We start from the raw sequence: 17,418 nt of genomic DNA, 5'->3' as shown, positions 1-17,418 counted from the left end.
TGCATCGTCCTGCGCCTGAGAGATCGGTGGATGACGATTTAAGGGTAAAAACTCTTGATATATTCGATAACTAACAGAAATTAATGAACAAATCATTTCGTTTTGTACATGCGATAACTCCAAGTGGTAGTGAGAGCGGTACATTAGGATTACCTCCAGCAGGCCCATAGAGAAACTCACTGTGGTTATGTAACGTAGCTATAAACATATATTTCAAAAAGCGCTGCTCATGGCAATCAGTGCCAACGCTCAATTATCTCGACTAAGTAGGGCGCTAAGGACTCGGCCGTAACTAAGAGATGGACTGCGATATTCAACGTGTTTTCACATTAATTAAAAGAGCCGGATTTGCACCATTAACACCTATTTCGGTGCACCGGTCTGCAGCCTGTTTTTCCTCGACTATTGCGGCTTGCAACGCCCAAAACCTGAGCGTATAAAGGTAACAAATATGCACCAGGGATTTAGGTGAAATGGTACGGAATCAGGACAGCCGCGGGGCATTTCCCGCATCCCGGCCAAAACGACGCTTCACCCCGAAAGAGCTGCGCCTCGATACGTTCCCGATTCAGCATGTGCAAATCGACTGGCAGCGCCTCATGGCCAAGCGCGAACTCGTGTTGGATACCGTGGACGCGATGCCCACGTACTTACTCAAGCCCGAAGTCCTGGGCCTTCTCGACGCCGAAAAACACCCAACTTACCGCCTGATTCTTGACCTTATGTGGACTGCCGGCGCTCGGATTTCTGAGGTTCTGGCCCTCACACCGAGCCACTTCATTGATGACGGCTACGATTTCATGGTGGTGCTGCGCACACTTAAACAGCGGCCGGGGAGACCGACTAACGTACAACTCGCCCGTAGCCCAAAGCGGGCCGTGCCCATCATTGACCCGATGCTTCAAGATCGCATACAGAGCTACCTGTACGCGGGCCATTTTAGGAAGGACGAGCGGATCTTCACCATGGCGCGCCAGACAGTGAACCGGCACATCCATGATCTGGTGGATAGAGTAGGGGGCGCGCCGATCAATATTACCTGTCATACCTTTCGGCACAGCTTCGCGATCCATCTATTGCTGCACGGACGGCCGCTGAAGGTTGTCAGTCAGCTCTTGGGGCATAAATCGATCGAAAGTACCGAGATTTACACCAATGTGCTCACCGCCGATGGCGGGCATTTTTTGGACGGGGTTGATTTTCATTGATGGACGGCACCACCCAAAGCGGATATTAATTAGGTATACTGCCCCTAGAATTTGCTAGATATCTTAACAGGAAGGGTAAATTTTTAACCAGTTTTGTCCTGAGGTGTGCCTGTTGCGTATTCCGACCCAACCTGATCACCGCCTGCGATCCAACGTGATCACCTGTTGCGAACGAACGTGATCACTCATTGCGATTTAAAATGATCACTTTACGGGACTTATCGCAACGGGTGTTCACGTTGTCGCAATGACTGATCACCATCAATTTCCACACCACCTCATGCATTGAAATTCATCCTGTACTGCACGTTATCCTTGCCGCTTTTGCGCCGGGATGACGATGCCAAACACGAGATTAGCAATGCGACATATCAAAGAAATTCTCCGCCTTAAACTTGAGGCAAAGCTAAGTCATCGCCAGATAGCGCGCAGCCTGGGCATTGGCGTGGGCACCGTATCAACCTACGGCAAACGCGCCTCTGCGCTGGGGCTTTGCTGGCCCCTGCCCGCCGAGCTGTCAGATAACGATCTTGAGCAACTGCTGTTTCCTTCACCCCAGCTGAGTGCGCGACATGGCCGCGTTATGCCTGATTGCGCCGCCATACATCTGGAGCTAAAGCGCAAAAGCGTCACCAAACAGCTGCTGTGGGAGGAATACAAACAGGCTTATGGGGATGCGGGCTATCAGTACTCGCAGTATTGCGGGTATTACCGCGAATGGCGCGCCCAACAAAAACGCTCTATGCGGCAGATCCACCTCGCCGGTGAAAAACTATTTGTGGATTACAGTGGCGCGACAGTGCCGATTGTTAACCCAGATACCGGCGAGATCCGCAACGCTGAAATCTTTGTCGCGACGCTCGGTGCCAGCAATTACACCTTTGCCACCGCCAGCTGGACGCAACGCAAAGCGGATTGGATTGATGCCCACGTCAAGGCCTTCGAGTTCTTTGGCGGCGTGCCGGAGATCATTGTGCCTGATCAGCTCCGCAGCGCAGTGAGCAAACCTTGCCGTTACGAACCAACCATCAATGCCAGTTATCAACATATGGCCTCACACTATCGAACCGCGATCATTCCTGCGCGACCGCTCAAACCAAAAGACAAGGCGAAGGCCGAAAACGCGGTGCTGATTGTGCAGCGGTGGATATTAGCGAAGTTACGCCACCAGACCTTCTTTACGCTGGCGGAACTTAACCTTGCAATTAAGGGCTTACTGGAAGACCTCAATCAACGGCCCTTCAAAAAGCTTCCGGGTTGCCGCTTAAGCCAGTTTGAGATGCTGGACAAACCGGCGCTTAAACCACTGCCAGCGACGCGCTATGAATACCTCGAGTTCAAGCTGGCACGGGTCAATATTGATTACCACGTCGAGTTCGACAAGCACTATTACTCCGTTCCTCATCATCTGGTTAAGACGCAAGTGGAGATCCAAGCCAGCCGCGACGGTGTTGCTATCTTCTTTAAGGATCAGCAGGTCGCACGTCATGCACGTAGCCAGCGTCAAGGTGGGTTTACCACCAATACGCAGCACATGCCTGAAGCACACCAGCGGCATCAGCAGTGGACGCCGAAGCGACTGCTCTCGTGGGCGGGAACGATAGGCCCCGAAACACACGCGATGGTTGAGCTGTTCCTGCAACGAAAGCAGGTACCAGAGCAGGCGTATCGCGCCTGCTTAGGGTTACTGAATCTCGCCAAACAATACACACCGGCACGCCTAGAGGCGGCTTGCTTACGTGCACAACACATCAAAGCCCTACGCCTAAGCAATATCAAATCGATCCTGCAGAGCAATATGGATCAACTGGCCCTGCCGCTAGAACCGCAAGCGCAGGCAAGTGAGTCTCATCGCAATGTCCGTGGCGCCAATTACTACCACTAAACAAGCATCATCAACCAAACCACCCAACCCAAGGAAAGCACATGCTAGAAATACAAAGCGTACAACAACTCCGGCAACTTCGACTCACTGGCTTAGCGGACGCACTGGAAGCGCAGTTCCGCCAGCCCAACACCTACGACGAGCTTGGCTTTGCAGAGCGTATCGGCTTAGCCATTGAGCAGGAAATCACCTACCGGAACGACAAACGATTGCAGCGCTTACTCAGCGCTGCACGCCTTAAAGAAATGGCAAGATTGGCGGACGTTGACTACAGCCATCCGCGCGGACTTAAACCAAGCACCGTTGCCGCTCTGCAAAGCAATCATTGGATTAGCAAAGGGCATAACTTAGTGATGACCGGCCCGACGGGCTGCGGCAAAACCTATCTTGCCTGCGCTCTCGGCCACCATGCTTGCGTACAGGGTCATCCCACTCGGTACTTCCGTGCCTCTCGGCTGTTTGAGCAGCTTACCATCGCCCACGGTGATGGCAGCTATCTCAAGCTCCTCGCGCAAATCGCCAAAGCAGACGTACTGATCATTGACGACTGGGGTTTAGAGCCGCTGACGCAAGTGCAAAAGAACGACTTGCTGGAAATCATGGAGGATCGGCACAACAAAAAAACAACGATAGTAACGAGCCAGCTTCCGGTGGAAAACTGGCATGACTTTATCAATGATCCAACGTTGGCTGACGCCATCTTGGATCGGCTTTTACACAACGCTCACAAGATCAATTTGAAGGGGGAATCCATGCGAAAACTGATGACTACATTGACTGAAGATGATCACTTAAAGTAAAAAGACGGCACATGATGCATGAGGTGAATTAAGTGATCACGTTCAAGCGGTACGACTGATCAGGTTCAGCGGAATACGCACCTGTTTCGGCAGGCCACTCACTTGTGAGTGCAACTAATATTGAAGAGCTTGTCTCTTAGCCTTCGGGCTTGCCCGGCAACGGGTGTTAACTCTATGTAACTTACTGACACCTCAGGACATTCTTATTTAGGAATTTAAAATGGCATTTTCCGATAATATTTGGTGGACAAGAAAATCAAAAATACAGGCAGAGAAGCGTCTCGTGTCTAATGCTTTTCAGGCTCAGGTTGTATTGCTTTGGTATTCTTTTGCCGGAGTAGCAGCATCTGTTTATTACCTCAAATATAGTTCATCTGATGGCGATATGTCGGGAATCGCATGGGTTGTCTATTCTGTTCTGGTCCTGTGCATGTCCGGGTTTATTAATGGACTCTCGTTTAAACAGCGAGCCGGATTGATCAAAGAGTGCTATGAAACCCTCAATGACGTATACCAGCGTTGTAGGGAATTTGAAGCAGGCAAGACGCCCTGTGTAACTCTTGAAGAATTGTCTGCCGAATACGACCAAATTCTGGGTGTTTGTGAAAATCACTTGACCATTGATTATTATCTTGCCCAATGTGAGGCATACCTAACTACTCCAAAGGAAAATCGAAAAAACTTAGACAAAAAGCCGACGCCATACATATGGATATGCACCGCCTGGCACATAACAAAGCGCTGCCTGATGATGGCCTTCTTTTATCTGCTTCCTGTGTTAGTTTTCATTTTGCTGGAGTGTATGGCTTGACTGTAAAGAGGCTTTTTGAACGGCACTTCTCAAAAAAGAACTTAGAAAAAATTTTTGACGATCATATTGTTTATTCTGGAGCAACAGGGCTAGACAATCTTGATCAATATGCATTTAGGAAGCAGTTGAATAATCAAGTTGAAATACTATCAAGGAAGGCTAACGCAGGAACATATAAATTTACTAAGTACAAGCTTAAGCTGGTCAGTAAGGGCCGTAATAAAGTGCCCCGTGAGATTTCGATTCCGACTGTTCGTGATCGCATCGCACTTCGCGCTCTATGTGACTTTTTAGGCGCCCATTATAGAAAAACTATAAGTTTCGAGCTTCCTCAGAATATAGTTAAGCGCGTCAAGTCAGATGTAGGGTCGGGGAAGTATGATAGTTATATAAAGCTTGATATTGCCAATTTCTATCCATCTGTGCGGCATGATGAACTGCATAGCAGGCTTCGAAAGAAAGTAAAGAACACGGAAATTCTCGATTTTATATTCAATGCCATAACTGTTCCTACTGTGAGTAAATCCAGATCTACGGATACCCTCGTGGATCACGGTGTTCCGCAGGGGCTGGCGATATCAAACATTTTGGCGGCAATCTATTTAATAAATATTGATCGTTTTTTGGACTCATTGGCTGATGTTAGCTGTTATCGATACGTAGATGATGTGCTTATTTTCTGCAATCGGAAGGAAACGGAGGATATTGCAGATAAGGTAATCAAGCGATTTGCCAAAATTGGGCTAAAAGTTCATGACCCAATCACAATGCCGACAAAATCGAGCATGGGCGCAATTGCCGATAGATTTGATTACCTAGGGTATCAATTCGACAATTCGGTGGTTTCTGCTAGGCAGGGAACGGTAGAAAACCTAAAATCATCACTAGTTGCAATTTTTACAACACACGCACACTCCAAAAAGAAGAACGAACAGTTTCTACTGTGGCGATTAAACCTGCGCATAACTGGCTGTGTTTTTGAAAATAAGAGCAAGGGTTGGCTGTTCTTTTTTGCGGAAATCAATGACGAGGCTCTCCTGCATGTGCTTGATCATTATATCAGTAAACTTTGTAAGCGCTTTAAGATAAACGTGAAGCCGAAGAAATTTGTCAGGGCTTTTAAGGAGTTAACACATCGCAGGTATGAGACCAACTACATCCCTAATTTTGATGATTATGACCTCGATATGATGAAAGAGGTGTTGGTTGATTATTTCGGTATGGATGTATCTAAGCTGGAAGATGACGAAATTGAATTTGAATTTCATAAGCGGGTTGGACGCCAAGTCAAAGATCTTCTCGCTGACGTTAAGGATTTTGGATATTAGGGGGTAGCTTGTCTGAATATCAATTCGTAGAAAAACTATTAGTCCAAAAAGTCCTGGTCAGCTAAGGAATAACTATGGATATTCGTCGGGATCTCAGGACCTATGGGTGCTGGTCACTTCTTCCTAATTCATTCCGCGTAGCATGTTTTCATATGATATATGGATGCGCTTCGTCGTCGGGTTATAAACTGTACAAAAAGGTATCCCGCTCCCGACAAGAGCCTTTCTGTCTTAGAATGGGGCAGTTCCGTCTTGTACCAATAGTAAAGGGTAGGTAATTTACTGGCTTCCTAAATCAGATGTTAAGGGAAACCCAAGGATGGTAATACCGCTTAAAAAAACAACGCAAGAAGGTGAACCCTACCAGCGGCGCTCCGAGATTGAGCAGGCGCTTAGCGCACTTTGTGGCCTTCTGCCCGGTCAGTTGGTTGAACGTCTCACATGCACTCAGCAGGCTGTGCCGTTTGAAGTGTTAATCTACTTTCTGCGTCACACCGAGTTAGAACTGGGGTCAAAGCACCTAGAGCCGATTTTTTGCACCTTTCACGAGCGGCTTGAAGCCGCATTGCGGAAAGTCGTGTCTGAGGCCTGGATTGAACATGCCGTGGCAATCCGCGAAGAGCTTTCCGAACGGATTGTGGAAATGATTGCGAAGGATCGAAACTCACAAGAGGACAAAATGTACTACTGGGAGGTCAATTTTAATGATGCTCTGAGCAAATTGCGTACGGATGTACTGAGAAAATATGGCCCAGCACGCAAAACCGACCCCATGATCAACGCCAGGCCATTAACGGAGGAAAGCGGCAGCGGGGAGGAAGTCAGCCATGAGGTTGACATTGCAGCTGCAGAATTTATCAATCCAAATCCGTCAAAAATTGACGATATCGCTTTCCGGTCGCGGCTAATGGACGCGATTAATGAACTACCGGAGGATGAACGGCGTGCAGTTGGGTTGCGGTGGCAGGGAATGCCGATCGAGTCACAAGACCCGGAAGTCGAGAGCATTGCGAAAGCATTAGAGTGCACGGAAAGAACGGTACGTAACCGGTTAAAACGTGCTATCGAAAAACTGCGAGTCATGTTGCAGGCGGAGGAGCTACAATGAACACTACACCTCAAGCGTCAAAAGAAGACGTATTACACGCGTTCTCAGCAGAATCGAACCCCAATGCTGATACCTTGGCGAGCTATCTAAAGCGCTACCCCCAGTATCGCGAAGCGCTCATTGATCTGTCCATTGAACTTTTTACGGCTCCGAAGTTTGATGAAGTGGCTGCCGAGAAGGTTCCAAACGACAAGTCCAAACAGGCTTGGTCCAAATTTCAATCCTTGCTAAGTCCTACTGATCCCGCCTCGATAGCTTCGCTCTCAATGGATAACCCCCTGTCGAACCTAAGCGAAGAGCGTTTTCGTGAACTTGCCAGTGAGTTGAATGTTAACCGCCTGTTCTTATCCCGCTTACGGGATTGCTCTATCCAGGTGGCCACTATTCCCCAGCGATTCTTGTCCGCAGTTGCACAGGCACTGACAGTGCAACTTGAGGGGCTGACAAGCGCCTTAGAGGCCCCGCCTGTTGTTGCTTCAGGTCTGAGGCATAAGGCTTCGGGGAAGCCTAGGGCGGGTGACAAAATCACTTTTGAAGAGGCGCTGACAAGTTCTGCATTAAGCGAAGCACAACAAGCGGCGTTGAGGGAAATGAAGGACGAGTAATATGGATGCCATCGAAGCGGCTCGACAACAGGCGGCTAAGCTGCATCAGGCCGCTTGTGCTCGGGGCAGTGATACCAGCGCGTTGTTGTCTTTCGTCACGGATGAGGCAGAGCGGCGCGGAATAGATGTTTATCCACTGGCCCAGGGAGACTCCCAGCTTAATGGTGGGAGAGCCCTCTACGACAGCCAGGCAGGGATGATCCTCTATGAAAACGTGGGCAGTGATTTCGACAAAGCCTTTCTAATCGCTCATGAAATTGGTCATGTGGAGTTGGAAGGTGCTACGCAAGATGACCTCACTGAGGAAATTGATCCCGACCGATCTACCGAAGCCCCTGCGGTGGGTGCCGAACGAGTGGTTGACTATGGCAGCTACGAACGGCGCGAGATTGTTATGGATCTTTTTGCCCGCGAATTGCTACTGCCGCGCAGTGTGGCAAGATGCTGGCACATCGACGAACAGCTGTCTTCCGAGGCAATCGCTGATCGATTACAAGCTCCGTTGAGTGTGGTTCAACAGCAGTTGCTCGATGCGCTGCTGCTGCCTCCCATTACGCCACCGCGCACAGAGTCCGCAGCAACACCGGTCGGTTTGGATGATTCCCAACGCAACGCCGCCTTACACCGTGGCAGTGCCTTCCAACTTCAAGCAGGGCCGGGCACCGGTAAAACCCGCACTCTGGTGCATCGCATTGAGTCCTTGCTGGAGGACGGGGTAGATCCTGGGGTAATCCTGGTGTTGACCTTCTCCAACAAGGCCGCTGGCGAGCTGCGCGAGCGTATCGCCGCCAAGTTCCCCAGGGCGGTGGCGACTTTGTGGTTGGGTACCTTCCACTCTTTCGGGCTGGATGTGGTGCACCGCTTTCATGACAGGTTGGGCTTATCCGAAAACCCCAGAGTGATTTCGCGGTACGAAGCTATCGAGCTGCTTGAAGACGAAATAGCGAGGCTTCCGCTTAAGCACTTTCGCAACCTCTACGATCCAACCCTAGACTTGGGCGACATGCTTTCGGCTATCTCACGTGCGAAAGACGAAGTTGTGAATGCCACTGAATATCGAGCATTGGCAGAGGCTATGCTTGAGGCTTCTCGAGAGTTACCGCTGGGCGACGATGCTGATAAGCAGCGTGAGCGAGCTGAAAAATGCCTTGATGTAGCTGAGTTATATCAAGCCTATGAGACTGTATTGCAAGGTACCGACAGCGTTGATTTCGGCGATCTGGTGTCGCTACCTGTGCGCTTGGTGGAGTCAGAGCCAGAAGTTCAACAACTGCTCGCATCACGCCACAAACACATTTTGGTAGACGAGTACCAGGATGTTAACCGCGCCTCAGTGCGCTTGATTAAGGCTATTGCGGGAGAAGGCAAGCGGCTTTGGGTCGTTGGAGATTCGCGCCAATCCATCTACCGTTTTCGAGGCGCTTCGTCGATCAATATGAAGCGCTTTATTGAGGACTTTCCCGGCGCACAAGTAGCAGGGCTGGATATCAATTACCGCTCTTCGGGCGAAATTGTTGATCTCTACCGACACTTTTCGACGAGCATGAAAGCCTCTGAGGGGGCTTTGCCTTTGCAGCTCCATGCTCATCATGGCTCATTGGGAAAACGGCCTGAATTACGTGTGGCTACCACCCCTGATGACGAAATTGCCGTACTCGCTGCAGCGATAATGGAGAAGAAAAGTCAGGGTGTCGAATACAAAGATCAGGCGATACTCTGTACTTCCAACAACCGCTTGAGCGAGATCGCTGCCAGTCTTGAAGCCCTCGGCCTGCCGGTGTTGTATTTAGGCAGCCTGTTTGAACGTGAAGAAATCAAGGATCTGTTGTCACTGCTGTCGTTAGTCACCGACCGGCGTGCTACGGGCCTGGTGCGGGCGGCGACACTTCCCGGCTACACAGTTCGCTTGGAACACATCACTGCGCTACAGCAACACCTGCGCGAAGCTGATCCCGACCCCTTGAGTTGGGGAGTACTGATCGATGAGGTGCCCGGTTTAGATGAACAAGCCCGCGAAAGCCTCAAACGCCTGTCGGCGGTTTTGGGCGATGTTCCCACTAATGCCAACCCCTGGCCGGTGCTAGCAAGCCTGGTCATTGATCGCTTGGGCTGGGCCAGACAGGCGGCCATGGCCAATGACCTACAAAGCCAAATGAAGGGCGTCGCTTTGTGGCAACTGTTGAGCTTTGTCCGCAACTCCATCAATGGTAGCGGCTTGCCCATTGATAGACTGCTGTCGCGCATTCGCCGTATTGTGTTGCTCTCCGAAGACCGCGAAATGCGTCAACTCCCTCAGGCAGCTCATAGCATCAATGGCGTTCGCTTAATGACCATACATGCAAGCAAAGGTTTGGAGTTCAAGGTGGTGCACCTCCCAGGTATGATTGCCACCGGATTGCCGGGTAGCAACAGGCCGCCGCGTTGTGTGCCCCCCGATGGGCTGATTGACGGAACAGAGGGCTTAACAGGGCTTGAGGCTATCACAGCTGGGCATGAAGAAGAGGAGGAGTGTAAATTCTTTGTCGCCACCTCGCGGGCACAAGAAGGACTGTTGCTATACGCCTCTTCTGTACAAGCCAATGGCAACAATCGCAAACCCTCCAAATACATCGACCGCATCGCTTCGGTTATCCAACAGCAGAATAGTCCGACTCGGCTCAGTCTTAACTCAGTGGAGCTTGAGGTCTTAAGCCTTGATGAAGAAGCACTGCTGATCAGCGAACAACAGCTCAGCTTGTATGATCGCTGCCCCAGGCGGTTTCTCTATACCCACGCTTTAGCCTTGGCGGGCAAGCGTAGCGAGAGTGCGTTTATGCAAATGCACAGTGCGGTGCACGAGGTGCTGGATTGGTTGGGACAGGAGCACAGCGAATCCACGCCAAGTGCTGGTGAATTGGAGGCTCAATTTACACGGTCGTGGTTCAATCGGGGCCCGGTGGATCACGGCTACGCGGAGGACTATCGCCGTATTGGGGAGCGCCTGGTGCAATTTCTGATCCAGACTCGCCAGGGGCGTCAGCTGGTCAAGCCCGAGGTACTGCAGGTGTCTTTTCCAGAAGGAGAGATCAGCGTTTTACCCGATGAAATGACACTCGATACAGACGGCAAGTACAACATTCGGCGCATCAGATCCGGCAAAAAGAGCAGCGACGAATTTGACCGAATTGAATACACGCTATTGCTGGAGGCAGCAGAACGTCGGTTTGGGCATGGCACTCGAGTGGAGGCCGTGCACTTGGCGGGCGAAACCCAGGAGCAGGTCACGGTGACCGACCGCAAAAAATCTGCGCGCCTGAGCAAAGCCCAATCGGCCATGGGCGCTATTGCCCAAGGGCACTTTCCTGCAAAGCCTGAAAGTCGCACTTGCCCCCGCTGCCCGAGCTTTTTCATCTGTGGCAAAGTCCCGGCAGGAAAAATTTGTATAAAAAAGTAGATTAAGCTTTCCGGTCGGCACGATTCGCTTCGATTAACCCTTTGAACGGCTAAGAAACCGCATGTCGCGGCAAGCCATCAAGAGATTATTCGATTATGAACGATGTTACTTCCCCCAACGAAGCGCGTGTTGAGCGCGAAAACATAGCCCTTTGTCGTCAAGAGGGCCGCCCACTGCCTATTGCGGAGCACTATCTGGTACAGGTGCTTGATCCCAACGGGCAGGGCACCTTGGTTGAAATTGACGATCCGGTGCCTACCGGTCGCCAAATTTTGAGTGCAGCAGGCAAAACCCCCGTTGAAAATCACCTGCTGTTGCTGTTTGACGACAAAGGCGAACTCGAAGCGGTAGACCTCGATGACACAGTGGACGTGTATCAACGTGGCGTTGAGCAGTTTTTTGCTTTCGATAGCGATCGCCTCTTCTATGTCGCCTTAAACGGACAGCGTTTTCCTTGGGGTCAAGCCCATATTTGTGAGGATGTGCTGCGCCGCGTTGGCTACATTGCTGAGAATCAAGACATCTGGTTGGAGCGTCGTAATGAGCCGGATCAGCTGCTTGCCGACGGGGACTATGTGGATTTGGATGAGCCTGGTCTCGAGAAACTCTACACTCAACGCAAAATCTGGAAGCTGAACGTGCAGGGCGTTACTGTAAGCGTTGAACAACCGACGATCGTTGCCAGCGATGCACTTAAGGCGGCCGGGTTTAATCCAGATAAGGGTTGGATTCTGGTGCTCAAGGTGAAGGGTGAGAAAAAGCAGGTCATTGAGATGAGCGATGTCATCGACCTGCGGAAACCGGGCATTGAAAAGCTCCGTCTCACCCCAGCAGAAATCAACAATGGTGAGGCGGCAGTTGCTCCCACCTTTGAGTTTACTCTGCTGGATCAAGACGTGGCGTATTTGAACCACTTGGGGCTCGACTGGGAGACCCGCTTGGTTGGGGCTCGGCGTTGGCTGATCATTCACAATCACTCCTTGCCGAGCGGTTATAACTGCGAGCAGGTAGATCTTGCTATAGAGATTCCCACTGCTTATCCGGATGCAAAGCTCGATATGTTCTTTGTTCATCCCGTCCTGACGTTGGCTAATGGTGGCAACATTGCTCAGACTGAAAGTCGGGAAAACATTCTTGGGAACGTCTACCAGCGCTGGAGTCGCCATCTCAATGGCGTCACACAATGGAACCCCTTAACTGACAGCGTGATAACGCACTTGGCTGTTGTGGAAGAATCGTTGCTTCGGGAGGTGGGAAAATGAGCGCAACCATTAGTCAGCCCATCAAACTGGCGATCAATGAGGCTCATCATGCCAAACTGCGCGAGCACCTTTTCCCCGGCGACGGCCTGGAGGCCGCTGCTATTGTGCTCTGCGCCCAAAGCGCCGCACATCGCTATGTGGTCAATCAGATTCTGTTGGTTGATTACGCCGATTGTAGTGAGCGCTCGCATGATCGCATCTGCTGGCCTGGCACCGTCATCGAGGAGGCCATTGACCTGGCAGAGGCTCATGCTCTGTCGATAGTGCTGATGCACTCACACCCCGGCGGCCTCTTGGCGTTCTCAGCCATTGACGATGACGGTGATCGAGACGTTATGCCCGCGCTATTCGAGGCCAGCGAATCGCCTTTGACCCGACATGGTTCGGCCATCATGACATCGGACGGTGCTATCTGCGCTCGGTTCTATGATCGCCAATTGGTGACTACACCTGTCAGCGCTGTGCACCTCGCTAGCGATGAGTTGCTAACCTGGCAAGCATCTGAGCAAGGTAGTTTGCTACCTACCCCTATGGCCTTCTCAACCGAAATGGGGCGTCACCTCAAACACTTCACTGCTTGTGTGGTTGGGGTATCCGGTACCGGGTCTATCGTGGTAGAACAGCTGGCCCGTCTTGGCTTTGGCCGATTGATTTTGATCGATTTTGATGAAATTGAATTCAAGAACCTCAACCGTATCCTTAACGCCACATTGGACGATGCCCGGAACAGTACAGCCAAAGTGGCGAGATTTGCATCGGTCATCCCAACATACCGCGACGACGTCGAAGTGCTCACACTTAAAGCCAGTGTTGCTACCCGCGAGGCCATTGAGCTAGCGGGCGGAGGTGACATGCTATTTTGCTGTGTCGACAGCTTTGAAGGGCGGCAAGTGTGTGACCGTATTGCTGCAGCCTTTCTGCAGCCACTATTTGATGTGGCCGTTACTATCCCAACCCGCCAGAGTGCAGGTGGAGTCGCTGTTGGCGATGTATGCGGGCGGGTGGACTATGTGAAGCCTGGTGGCAGCACCTTGGCGGATCGCGGGGTCTACACTCCAGAAGCTCTACGCCGGGAATACTTGCAACAAGTGGCCCCAAAAGAGTTGGCCGAACAAGTAGCAGAAGGGTACATCAAAGGTGTCGCCGAAGAAGCGCCATCGGTTATCTCTCTAAATATGCGTGCAGCCAGCGACTGCGTCATGGAGTTTATTGCGCGGGCATACCCCTTTCGCCAGGAGTCTAATAGCAAACGGGCCCGCACCCAGTTTTCACTGGCCGCAGGTGAAGAGGAATTTATGGGTGAAACAGACTTTAGCTGCGCGCCGAACCCTCACCTTGGCCGTGGTTTAATTGAACCCCTGCTGGGCATGCCGCGTTTTGCTGTTAGCGAGGTGGGCGAATGAAATGGCCCCGTTGGATATTAAAACAGGTAGATAGGCTTCTTCCAGGGCGACGAGTCACCGTCGTTGAGGCAGATACACCACCCCAGAAACTACCTCGACGAAATCTGGTGCTGGCTAGAGAAGACAACGAAGACTGGGCCGTGGCTTTTCATTGTCCCTGCGGCTGTGGCAAACGGCTAGAGTTGTTATTGATCGAGGAGGCCAAGCCCCACTGGTCTATCAATATCAGTAAGGAGGGGAAACCCACGCTGCACCCTTCCGTCTGGCTCAACGGCGGGTGCAAATCCCATTTTTGGTTACGAAACGGAAAAGTTATCTGGGTTTGAAGAGCGGTAGCTGGGCGAGTGTTCCTTCAGATGTTATCGGGAGCACTTTTGATTCGTTCTTTTGGAGGCTCTTCGTATATTAGCGTGGTTGAAGGATTAACACGTCCCAAGATATTTAGGGCCACCTTGACAAACTTTTTTTGTTTGTGAATGACGTTCGTAATCAACGAGCGTCAACCGCTGTTCGGCGACAATTAGGGTGACCGCCAGTCAAGATAGTTGACGCCAGACAAAGGGCCATGTTTCCCGAAGAGTGCCCTATACTAGTAAAACGATAAAATAAGCATATCTCTAGTGCCCCTACCAAAACCGCGCTGACTGCCACCGCCCAGAACCTACACTCACGGGTAAGGGATCGATGAAGCGTAGTCACACAACTAAGTGGCCCTTCTGCTCAGCGATCGCAATAGTAACCCTTGAACCGGCATTAAACGGCAAGTAATCACTTTCAATCCCGTCGGAAAATATCACCCCATTCTCTGGCATGAGCGATTCAATACTGAGCGGATTATCGTAATTAACCTGCCCATGAACGAGGCTGACTCCAGTCTGCTTACTAGGAAAAGGCTCCCGCACGCTGTACACCAAAAAGTCAGAATTCCATGCAAAACCGGCTGACTCCGCTTGACTCGAGCTTGAATGACAAACGCCGTGCGCACCGGCCAGCACACTCTGGTACCAGCCCGTTGAACCCAGCCCTGTTGATACGATAATCCCAGATGAGCTTTGCTGCTCTTTAACGCCTCCCAGCTCTAGCGTGTAGTGGGCAGAGGTGTGGGTCTTTGGGCCAATGAATAAATCGTTAACCGCAAGCAGGCTTTGCCCGTCATTGGTGGTGGCTTTGGCGAAGGTAATCTCACGGTATGTTCGCCGCTGCTTCATTACGTCGGTAACTATGGGCAGTATATCAGCGGGTTTAAACGGCAGAAGTATGCCATCCCAACGCCGACTATCTGGGTTTAGGGCAATAACGGCGTGCCCATCCAGATATTTCAACGTATTGGCCACTAAGCCGTCTTGGCCAATAACCACCACATAATCATCGGCCCGAAATAGGTAACTCGGTAGCATGGCGCGCTCTAGCATTTGCACACTTCCAAGCTCGGCAAGTGTGCGGCGGGCAAGCTCCAGCTCCACCCCATAGATGCGATCCTCTTCCATGTAATCGTGGAAGTCAGCGCCAGATTGCTCAAGATAGAACCGCGCCTGTTGAACGGTATTAAACCGTTCAACCAACTCGGCTAGGCGCGTTTTACGGTAAACCAAAATAAAGCGTGACGTCAGTTCCATGATGAATGCCTCCCTATTACTGGCGAGCCAAGTTGCGCTCGCCAGCGTCCGCCACCAGATTGGATAAGATGTCAGTGCCAATATTCAGGGTACCGACCTTGGCGGCATTCATGGCAAAGGTATCCATGGCTGCAGCAAACAACTGCTGTGGATCCATATTAGCCATGGCCATGGCTTTGACGTATTCCACCGGAACACTACTTGATGCCTTAGCAAGGGCTGTTATCGCATAGGCCTCCGCGTCAGACTCAATCTGCCGATTCACCTGCGCTAACTCAACCAGCGCTTTGCGCTTCGCTTCGGCTTCGATATCCGCGGCCAGCTGCTCCGCCTCGGCTTCTGCCTTTTTCTTAGTAAGGGCACGCACATTGTCCAGCTTGGCTTCAGCGATTTCTTGCTGCTTAGTCTGTACAGCCATTTCTGTTTGCAGCTCTGTCTCGCGGATGGTGCGCTCTTGAACCACCGCCGACTTACGGCGATCGTAAATTGCGTCATCGGCGTGCTTAAGAATAGCTTCACGCGCCTCTGCTTCAAGGGCTTTTGCCGTTTCAGGCGTTGGACTCAGCGCAACGATCATTGCATCCAGCACTTCAATCCCTAGGCGATCCAGCGCCGGATTATCAGCCAGCGACGCTTTCAAGTGCGCATCCAAATCCCGCAGCATGGTTAATGCAGTACGAAGGGCGGTGGTTTGAATCAATTCCTGGATAACCCCCTGCGCCACACGGACTACGCGGTCACCCAAGGTACTTGGGTCTTCAGAAACGTACTCTTTGCCGTCCTGATTCAAGGTGAAGTTCAGCAATTCGCTGAGCTTCTCAGGCGCAGCGGCGCGGAACGTCAACTGACCCTGCACACGAAGGTGCTGAAAGTCCGCCGTTTGCAGGTTAAAGATAAAAGGCGCTTCTTTCGCGCTCATGGGTATAGCGGTCAATGAGGTATTAGGAGCGTAGTAGAAAAAGTTAAGGCCCTTACCTTGGCGCTTTATACGACCACTACTGATTTGAATCACGTGAACAGTGGGGTCAGCTTTGAAGTATTGAATACCTAGCATGGCGGCTCTCCTTTAATGGCTTTAAGACACTAAGTGAGCTTGATAATGTCTTAAAGACACAAATTCGTCAAGCGCTGTTAGTGTCTTTTAGACCATAACTGGCGTAATATTACGGTAAGCTATTGATGTGATGCCGATAAAAATTTATATGAAACTGGGTTTTGTAGGGGTTCTGCATGGCAGCCAAGCCGCGTAATTACAATATTCATGACTATGACGTGCCACTAACGACCGTTGATGGCGTGCTATTTACCGTGCATGAAGATCAGCTAAAAGTACTGCTGGTGAAGCGGGGTAAGGAGCCCTTTGAGGGCAAGTGGGCGCTGCCCGGTGGATTCATCGACCTAAAACAAGATGAATCAATTGAAGCCTGCGCAATCCGCAAATTGCGCGAGAAGACTGGCGTCGAACCACCGTATATTGAGCAACTCATGTCTTGGGGCGGTCCAGACCGAGATCCACGCGGCTGGAGCGTGACTATCGCCTTCTTTGCCTTAGTGGCCCATTCAGCCTGTGAGTCCTCAGTTGCATCGGTGGCAGATGTGAAATGGCAGCCCGTCCAAACCTTAAAGAAAGACCTAGCCTTCGATCACCGTGATGTTATTGCCGCCGCCCACGAACGGCTTCGCCAAAAAGCGTTGTATTCGATGGTGCCAGCCTTTGCGCTGCCCGATGAATTTACGCTGACCGAACTCCAGTCATTGCACGAAGTCATCATTGGCACGCCGCTGAACAAAAAGTCGTTCCGGCGCCGTCTAGAAAGCGCAGAACTGCTCGAAGACACTGGCAAGGCAACGGAATCACGAGGACGCCCAGCCAAGCTCTATCGAGCGAAGGCTGAAAGTAAACAGTACCGCTTTATCCGCAATCTCGAAGGGTAAACAACAGAGTGACGCACGGCCCAG

General features: G+C 51.2%; 14 protein-coding genes. 12 read left to right on the top strand and 2 right to left on the bottom strand.

The annotated features are described in order from the left end of the window. The first annotated feature begins 473 nt into the window (after positions 1-473). The 11 genes from AZF00_RS09110 to AZF00_RS19800 all read left to right on the top strand — a co-directional run bounded on the left by AZF00_RS09110 (position 474) and on the right by AZF00_RS19800 (position 14,169). On the top strand, positions 474-1,208 hold the full coding sequence (locus AZF00_RS09110; RefSeq protein WP_008248132.1) for a tyrosine-type recombinase/integrase: 735 nt from the start codon (positions 474-476) through the stop codon (positions 1,206-1,208). Between the two features lie 340 nt (positions 1,209-1,548). Continuing rightward, complete coding sequence (gene istA / locus AZF00_RS09105; RefSeq protein WP_040802637.1) at positions 1,549-3,093, top strand: IS21 family transposase; 1,545 nt, start codon at positions 1,549-1,551, stop codon at positions 3,091-3,093. Between the two features lie 41 nt (positions 3,094-3,134). Next, on the top strand, positions 3,135-3,893 hold the full coding sequence (istB, locus tag AZF00_RS09100; protein ID WP_008246814.1) for an IS21-like element helper ATPase IstB: 759 nt from the start codon (positions 3,135-3,137) through the stop codon (positions 3,891-3,893). Between the two features lie 220 nt (positions 3,894-4,113). Then, positions 4,114-4,704 carry an SLATT domain-containing protein gene (locus AZF00_RS09095; RefSeq protein WP_008250235.1) on the top strand — a complete coding sequence of 197 codons (591 nt, stop codon included), beginning with the start codon at positions 4,114-4,116 and terminating at the stop codon, positions 4,702-4,704. Continuing rightward, on the top strand, positions 4,602-6,032 hold the full coding sequence (locus AZF00_RS09090; protein WP_197465731.1) for an RNA-directed DNA polymerase: 1,431 nt from the start codon (positions 4,602-4,604) through the stop codon (positions 6,030-6,032). The genes AZF00_RS09095 and AZF00_RS09090 overlap by 103 nt, the downstream gene beginning before the upstream one ends. Before the next feature lie 319 nt (positions 6,033-6,351). Next, positions 6,352-7,140 (top strand): RNA polymerase sigma factor, encoded by a 789-nt coding sequence (locus AZF00_RS09085; protein ID WP_008250239.1) that lies wholly within the window; start codon positions 6,352-6,354, stop codon positions 7,138-7,140. After that, complete coding sequence (locus AZF00_RS09080; RefSeq protein WP_008250240.1) at positions 7,137-7,745, top strand: hypothetical protein; 609 nt, start codon at positions 7,137-7,139, stop codon at positions 7,743-7,745. Before AZF00_RS09085 ends, AZF00_RS09080 begins: the two co-directional genes overlap by 4 nt. 1 nt (position 7,746) lies before the next feature. Beyond that, positions 7,747-11,178 carry a UvrD-helicase domain-containing protein gene (locus tag AZF00_RS09075; protein ID WP_008250242.1) on the top strand — a complete coding sequence of 1,144 codons (3,432 nt, stop codon included), beginning with the start codon at positions 7,747-7,749 and terminating at the stop codon, positions 11,176-11,178. 95 nt (positions 11,179-11,273) lie between these two features. Further along, entirely contained in the window at positions 11,274-12,440 is a 1,167-nt protein-coding gene (locus AZF00_RS09070; protein ID WP_008250245.1) for a multiubiquitin domain-containing protein, read from the top strand. Beyond that, positions 12,437-13,843, top strand: a complete 1,407-nt coding sequence (locus AZF00_RS09065; protein ID WP_008250246.1) for a ThiF family adenylyltransferase — start codon at positions 12,437-12,439, stop codon at positions 13,841-13,843. Before AZF00_RS09070 ends, AZF00_RS09065 begins: the two co-directional genes overlap by 4 nt. Further along, the gene (locus AZF00_RS19800; protein WP_008250248.1) at positions 13,840-14,169 is read left to right on the top strand and encodes a ubiquitination-like system serine protease family protein; all 330 of its coding nucleotides are present in this window, start codon (positions 13,840-13,842) and stop codon (positions 14,167-14,169) included. Before AZF00_RS09065 ends, AZF00_RS19800 begins: the two co-directional genes overlap by 4 nt. 369 nt (positions 14,170-14,538) lie before the next feature. On the opposite strand, the gene AZF00_RS09055 is transcribed toward AZF00_RS19800, so the two are convergent. Beyond that, positions 14,539-15,459, bottom strand: a complete 921-nt coding sequence (locus AZF00_RS09055; RefSeq protein WP_008250252.1) for an NAD(+)/NADH kinase — start codon at positions 15,457-15,459, stop codon at positions 14,539-14,541. 16 nt (positions 15,460-15,475) lie between these two features. Beyond that, a complete protein-coding gene (locus tag AZF00_RS09050; protein WP_008250253.1) occupies positions 15,476-16,513 on the bottom strand; it encodes an SPFH domain-containing protein in 1,038 nt (345 codons plus the stop codon). A 176-nt stretch (positions 16,514-16,689) separates the two neighbouring features. On the opposite strand from AZF00_RS09050, the gene AZF00_RS09045 reads away from it, so the two are divergent. Then, the gene (locus AZF00_RS09045) at positions 16,690-17,394 is read left to right on the top strand and encodes an NUDIX hydrolase (RefSeq protein WP_008250254.1); all 705 of its coding nucleotides are present in this window, start codon (positions 16,690-16,692) and stop codon (positions 17,392-17,394) included. The last annotated feature ends 24 nt before the right edge of the window (positions 17,395-17,418 follow it).

The organism is Zhongshania aliphaticivorans, assembly GCF_001586255.1.
GTDB classification, from domain to species: domain Bacteria; phylum Pseudomonadota; class Gammaproteobacteria; order Pseudomonadales; family Spongiibacteraceae; genus Spongiibacter; species Spongiibacter aliphaticivorans.
This window is presented reverse-complemented; position numbering and strand designations above follow the sequence as displayed.

Excerpts from the sequence above, each read along its gene's own strand:
- AZF00_RS09110 (WP_008248132.1), top strand. The coding sequence starts at position 474 with ATGGTACGGAATCAGGACAGCCGCGGGGCATTTCCCGCATCCCGGCCA.
- istA (WP_040802637.1), top strand. The coding sequence starts at position 1,549 with ATGCCAAACACGAGATTAGCAATGCGACATATCAAAGAAATTCTCCGC.
- istB (WP_008246814.1), top strand. The coding sequence starts at position 3,135 with ATGCTAGAAATACAAAGCGTACAACAACTCCGGCAACTTCGACTCACT.
- AZF00_RS09095 (WP_008250235.1), top strand. The coding sequence starts at position 4,114 with ATGGCATTTTCCGATAATATTTGGTGGACAAGAAAATCAAAAATACAG.
- AZF00_RS09090 (WP_197465731.1), top strand. The coding sequence starts at position 4,602 with ATGGATATGCACCGCCTGGCACATAACAAAGCGCTGCCTGATGATGGC.
- AZF00_RS09085 (WP_008250239.1), top strand. The coding sequence starts at position 6,352 with ATGGTAATACCGCTTAAAAAAACAACGCAAGAAGGTGAACCCTACCAG.
- AZF00_RS09080 (WP_008250240.1), top strand. The coding sequence starts at position 7,137 with ATGAACACTACACCTCAAGCGTCAAAAGAAGACGTATTACACGCGTTC.
- AZF00_RS09075 (WP_008250242.1), top strand. The coding sequence starts at position 7,747 with ATGGATGCCATCGAAGCGGCTCGACAACAGGCGGCTAAGCTGCATCAG.
- AZF00_RS09070 (WP_008250245.1), top strand. The coding sequence starts at position 11,274 with ATGAACGATGTTACTTCCCCCAACGAAGCGCGTGTTGAGCGCGAAAAC.
- AZF00_RS09065 (WP_008250246.1), top strand. The coding sequence starts at position 12,437 with ATGAGCGCAACCATTAGTCAGCCCATCAAACTGGCGATCAATGAGGCT.
- AZF00_RS19800 (WP_008250248.1), top strand. The coding sequence starts at position 13,840 with ATGAAATGGCCCCGTTGGATATTAAAACAGGTAGATAGGCTTCTTCCA.
- AZF00_RS09055 (WP_008250252.1), bottom strand. The coding sequence starts at position 15,459 with ATGGAACTGACGTCACGCTTTATTTTGGTTTACCGTAAAACGCGCCTA.
- AZF00_RS09050 (WP_008250253.1), bottom strand. The coding sequence starts at position 16,513 with ATGCTAGGTATTCAATACTTCAAAGCTGACCCCACTGTTCACGTGATT.
- AZF00_RS09045 (WP_008250254.1), top strand. The coding sequence starts at position 16,690 with ATGGCAGCCAAGCCGCGTAATTACAATATTCATGACTATGACGTGCCA.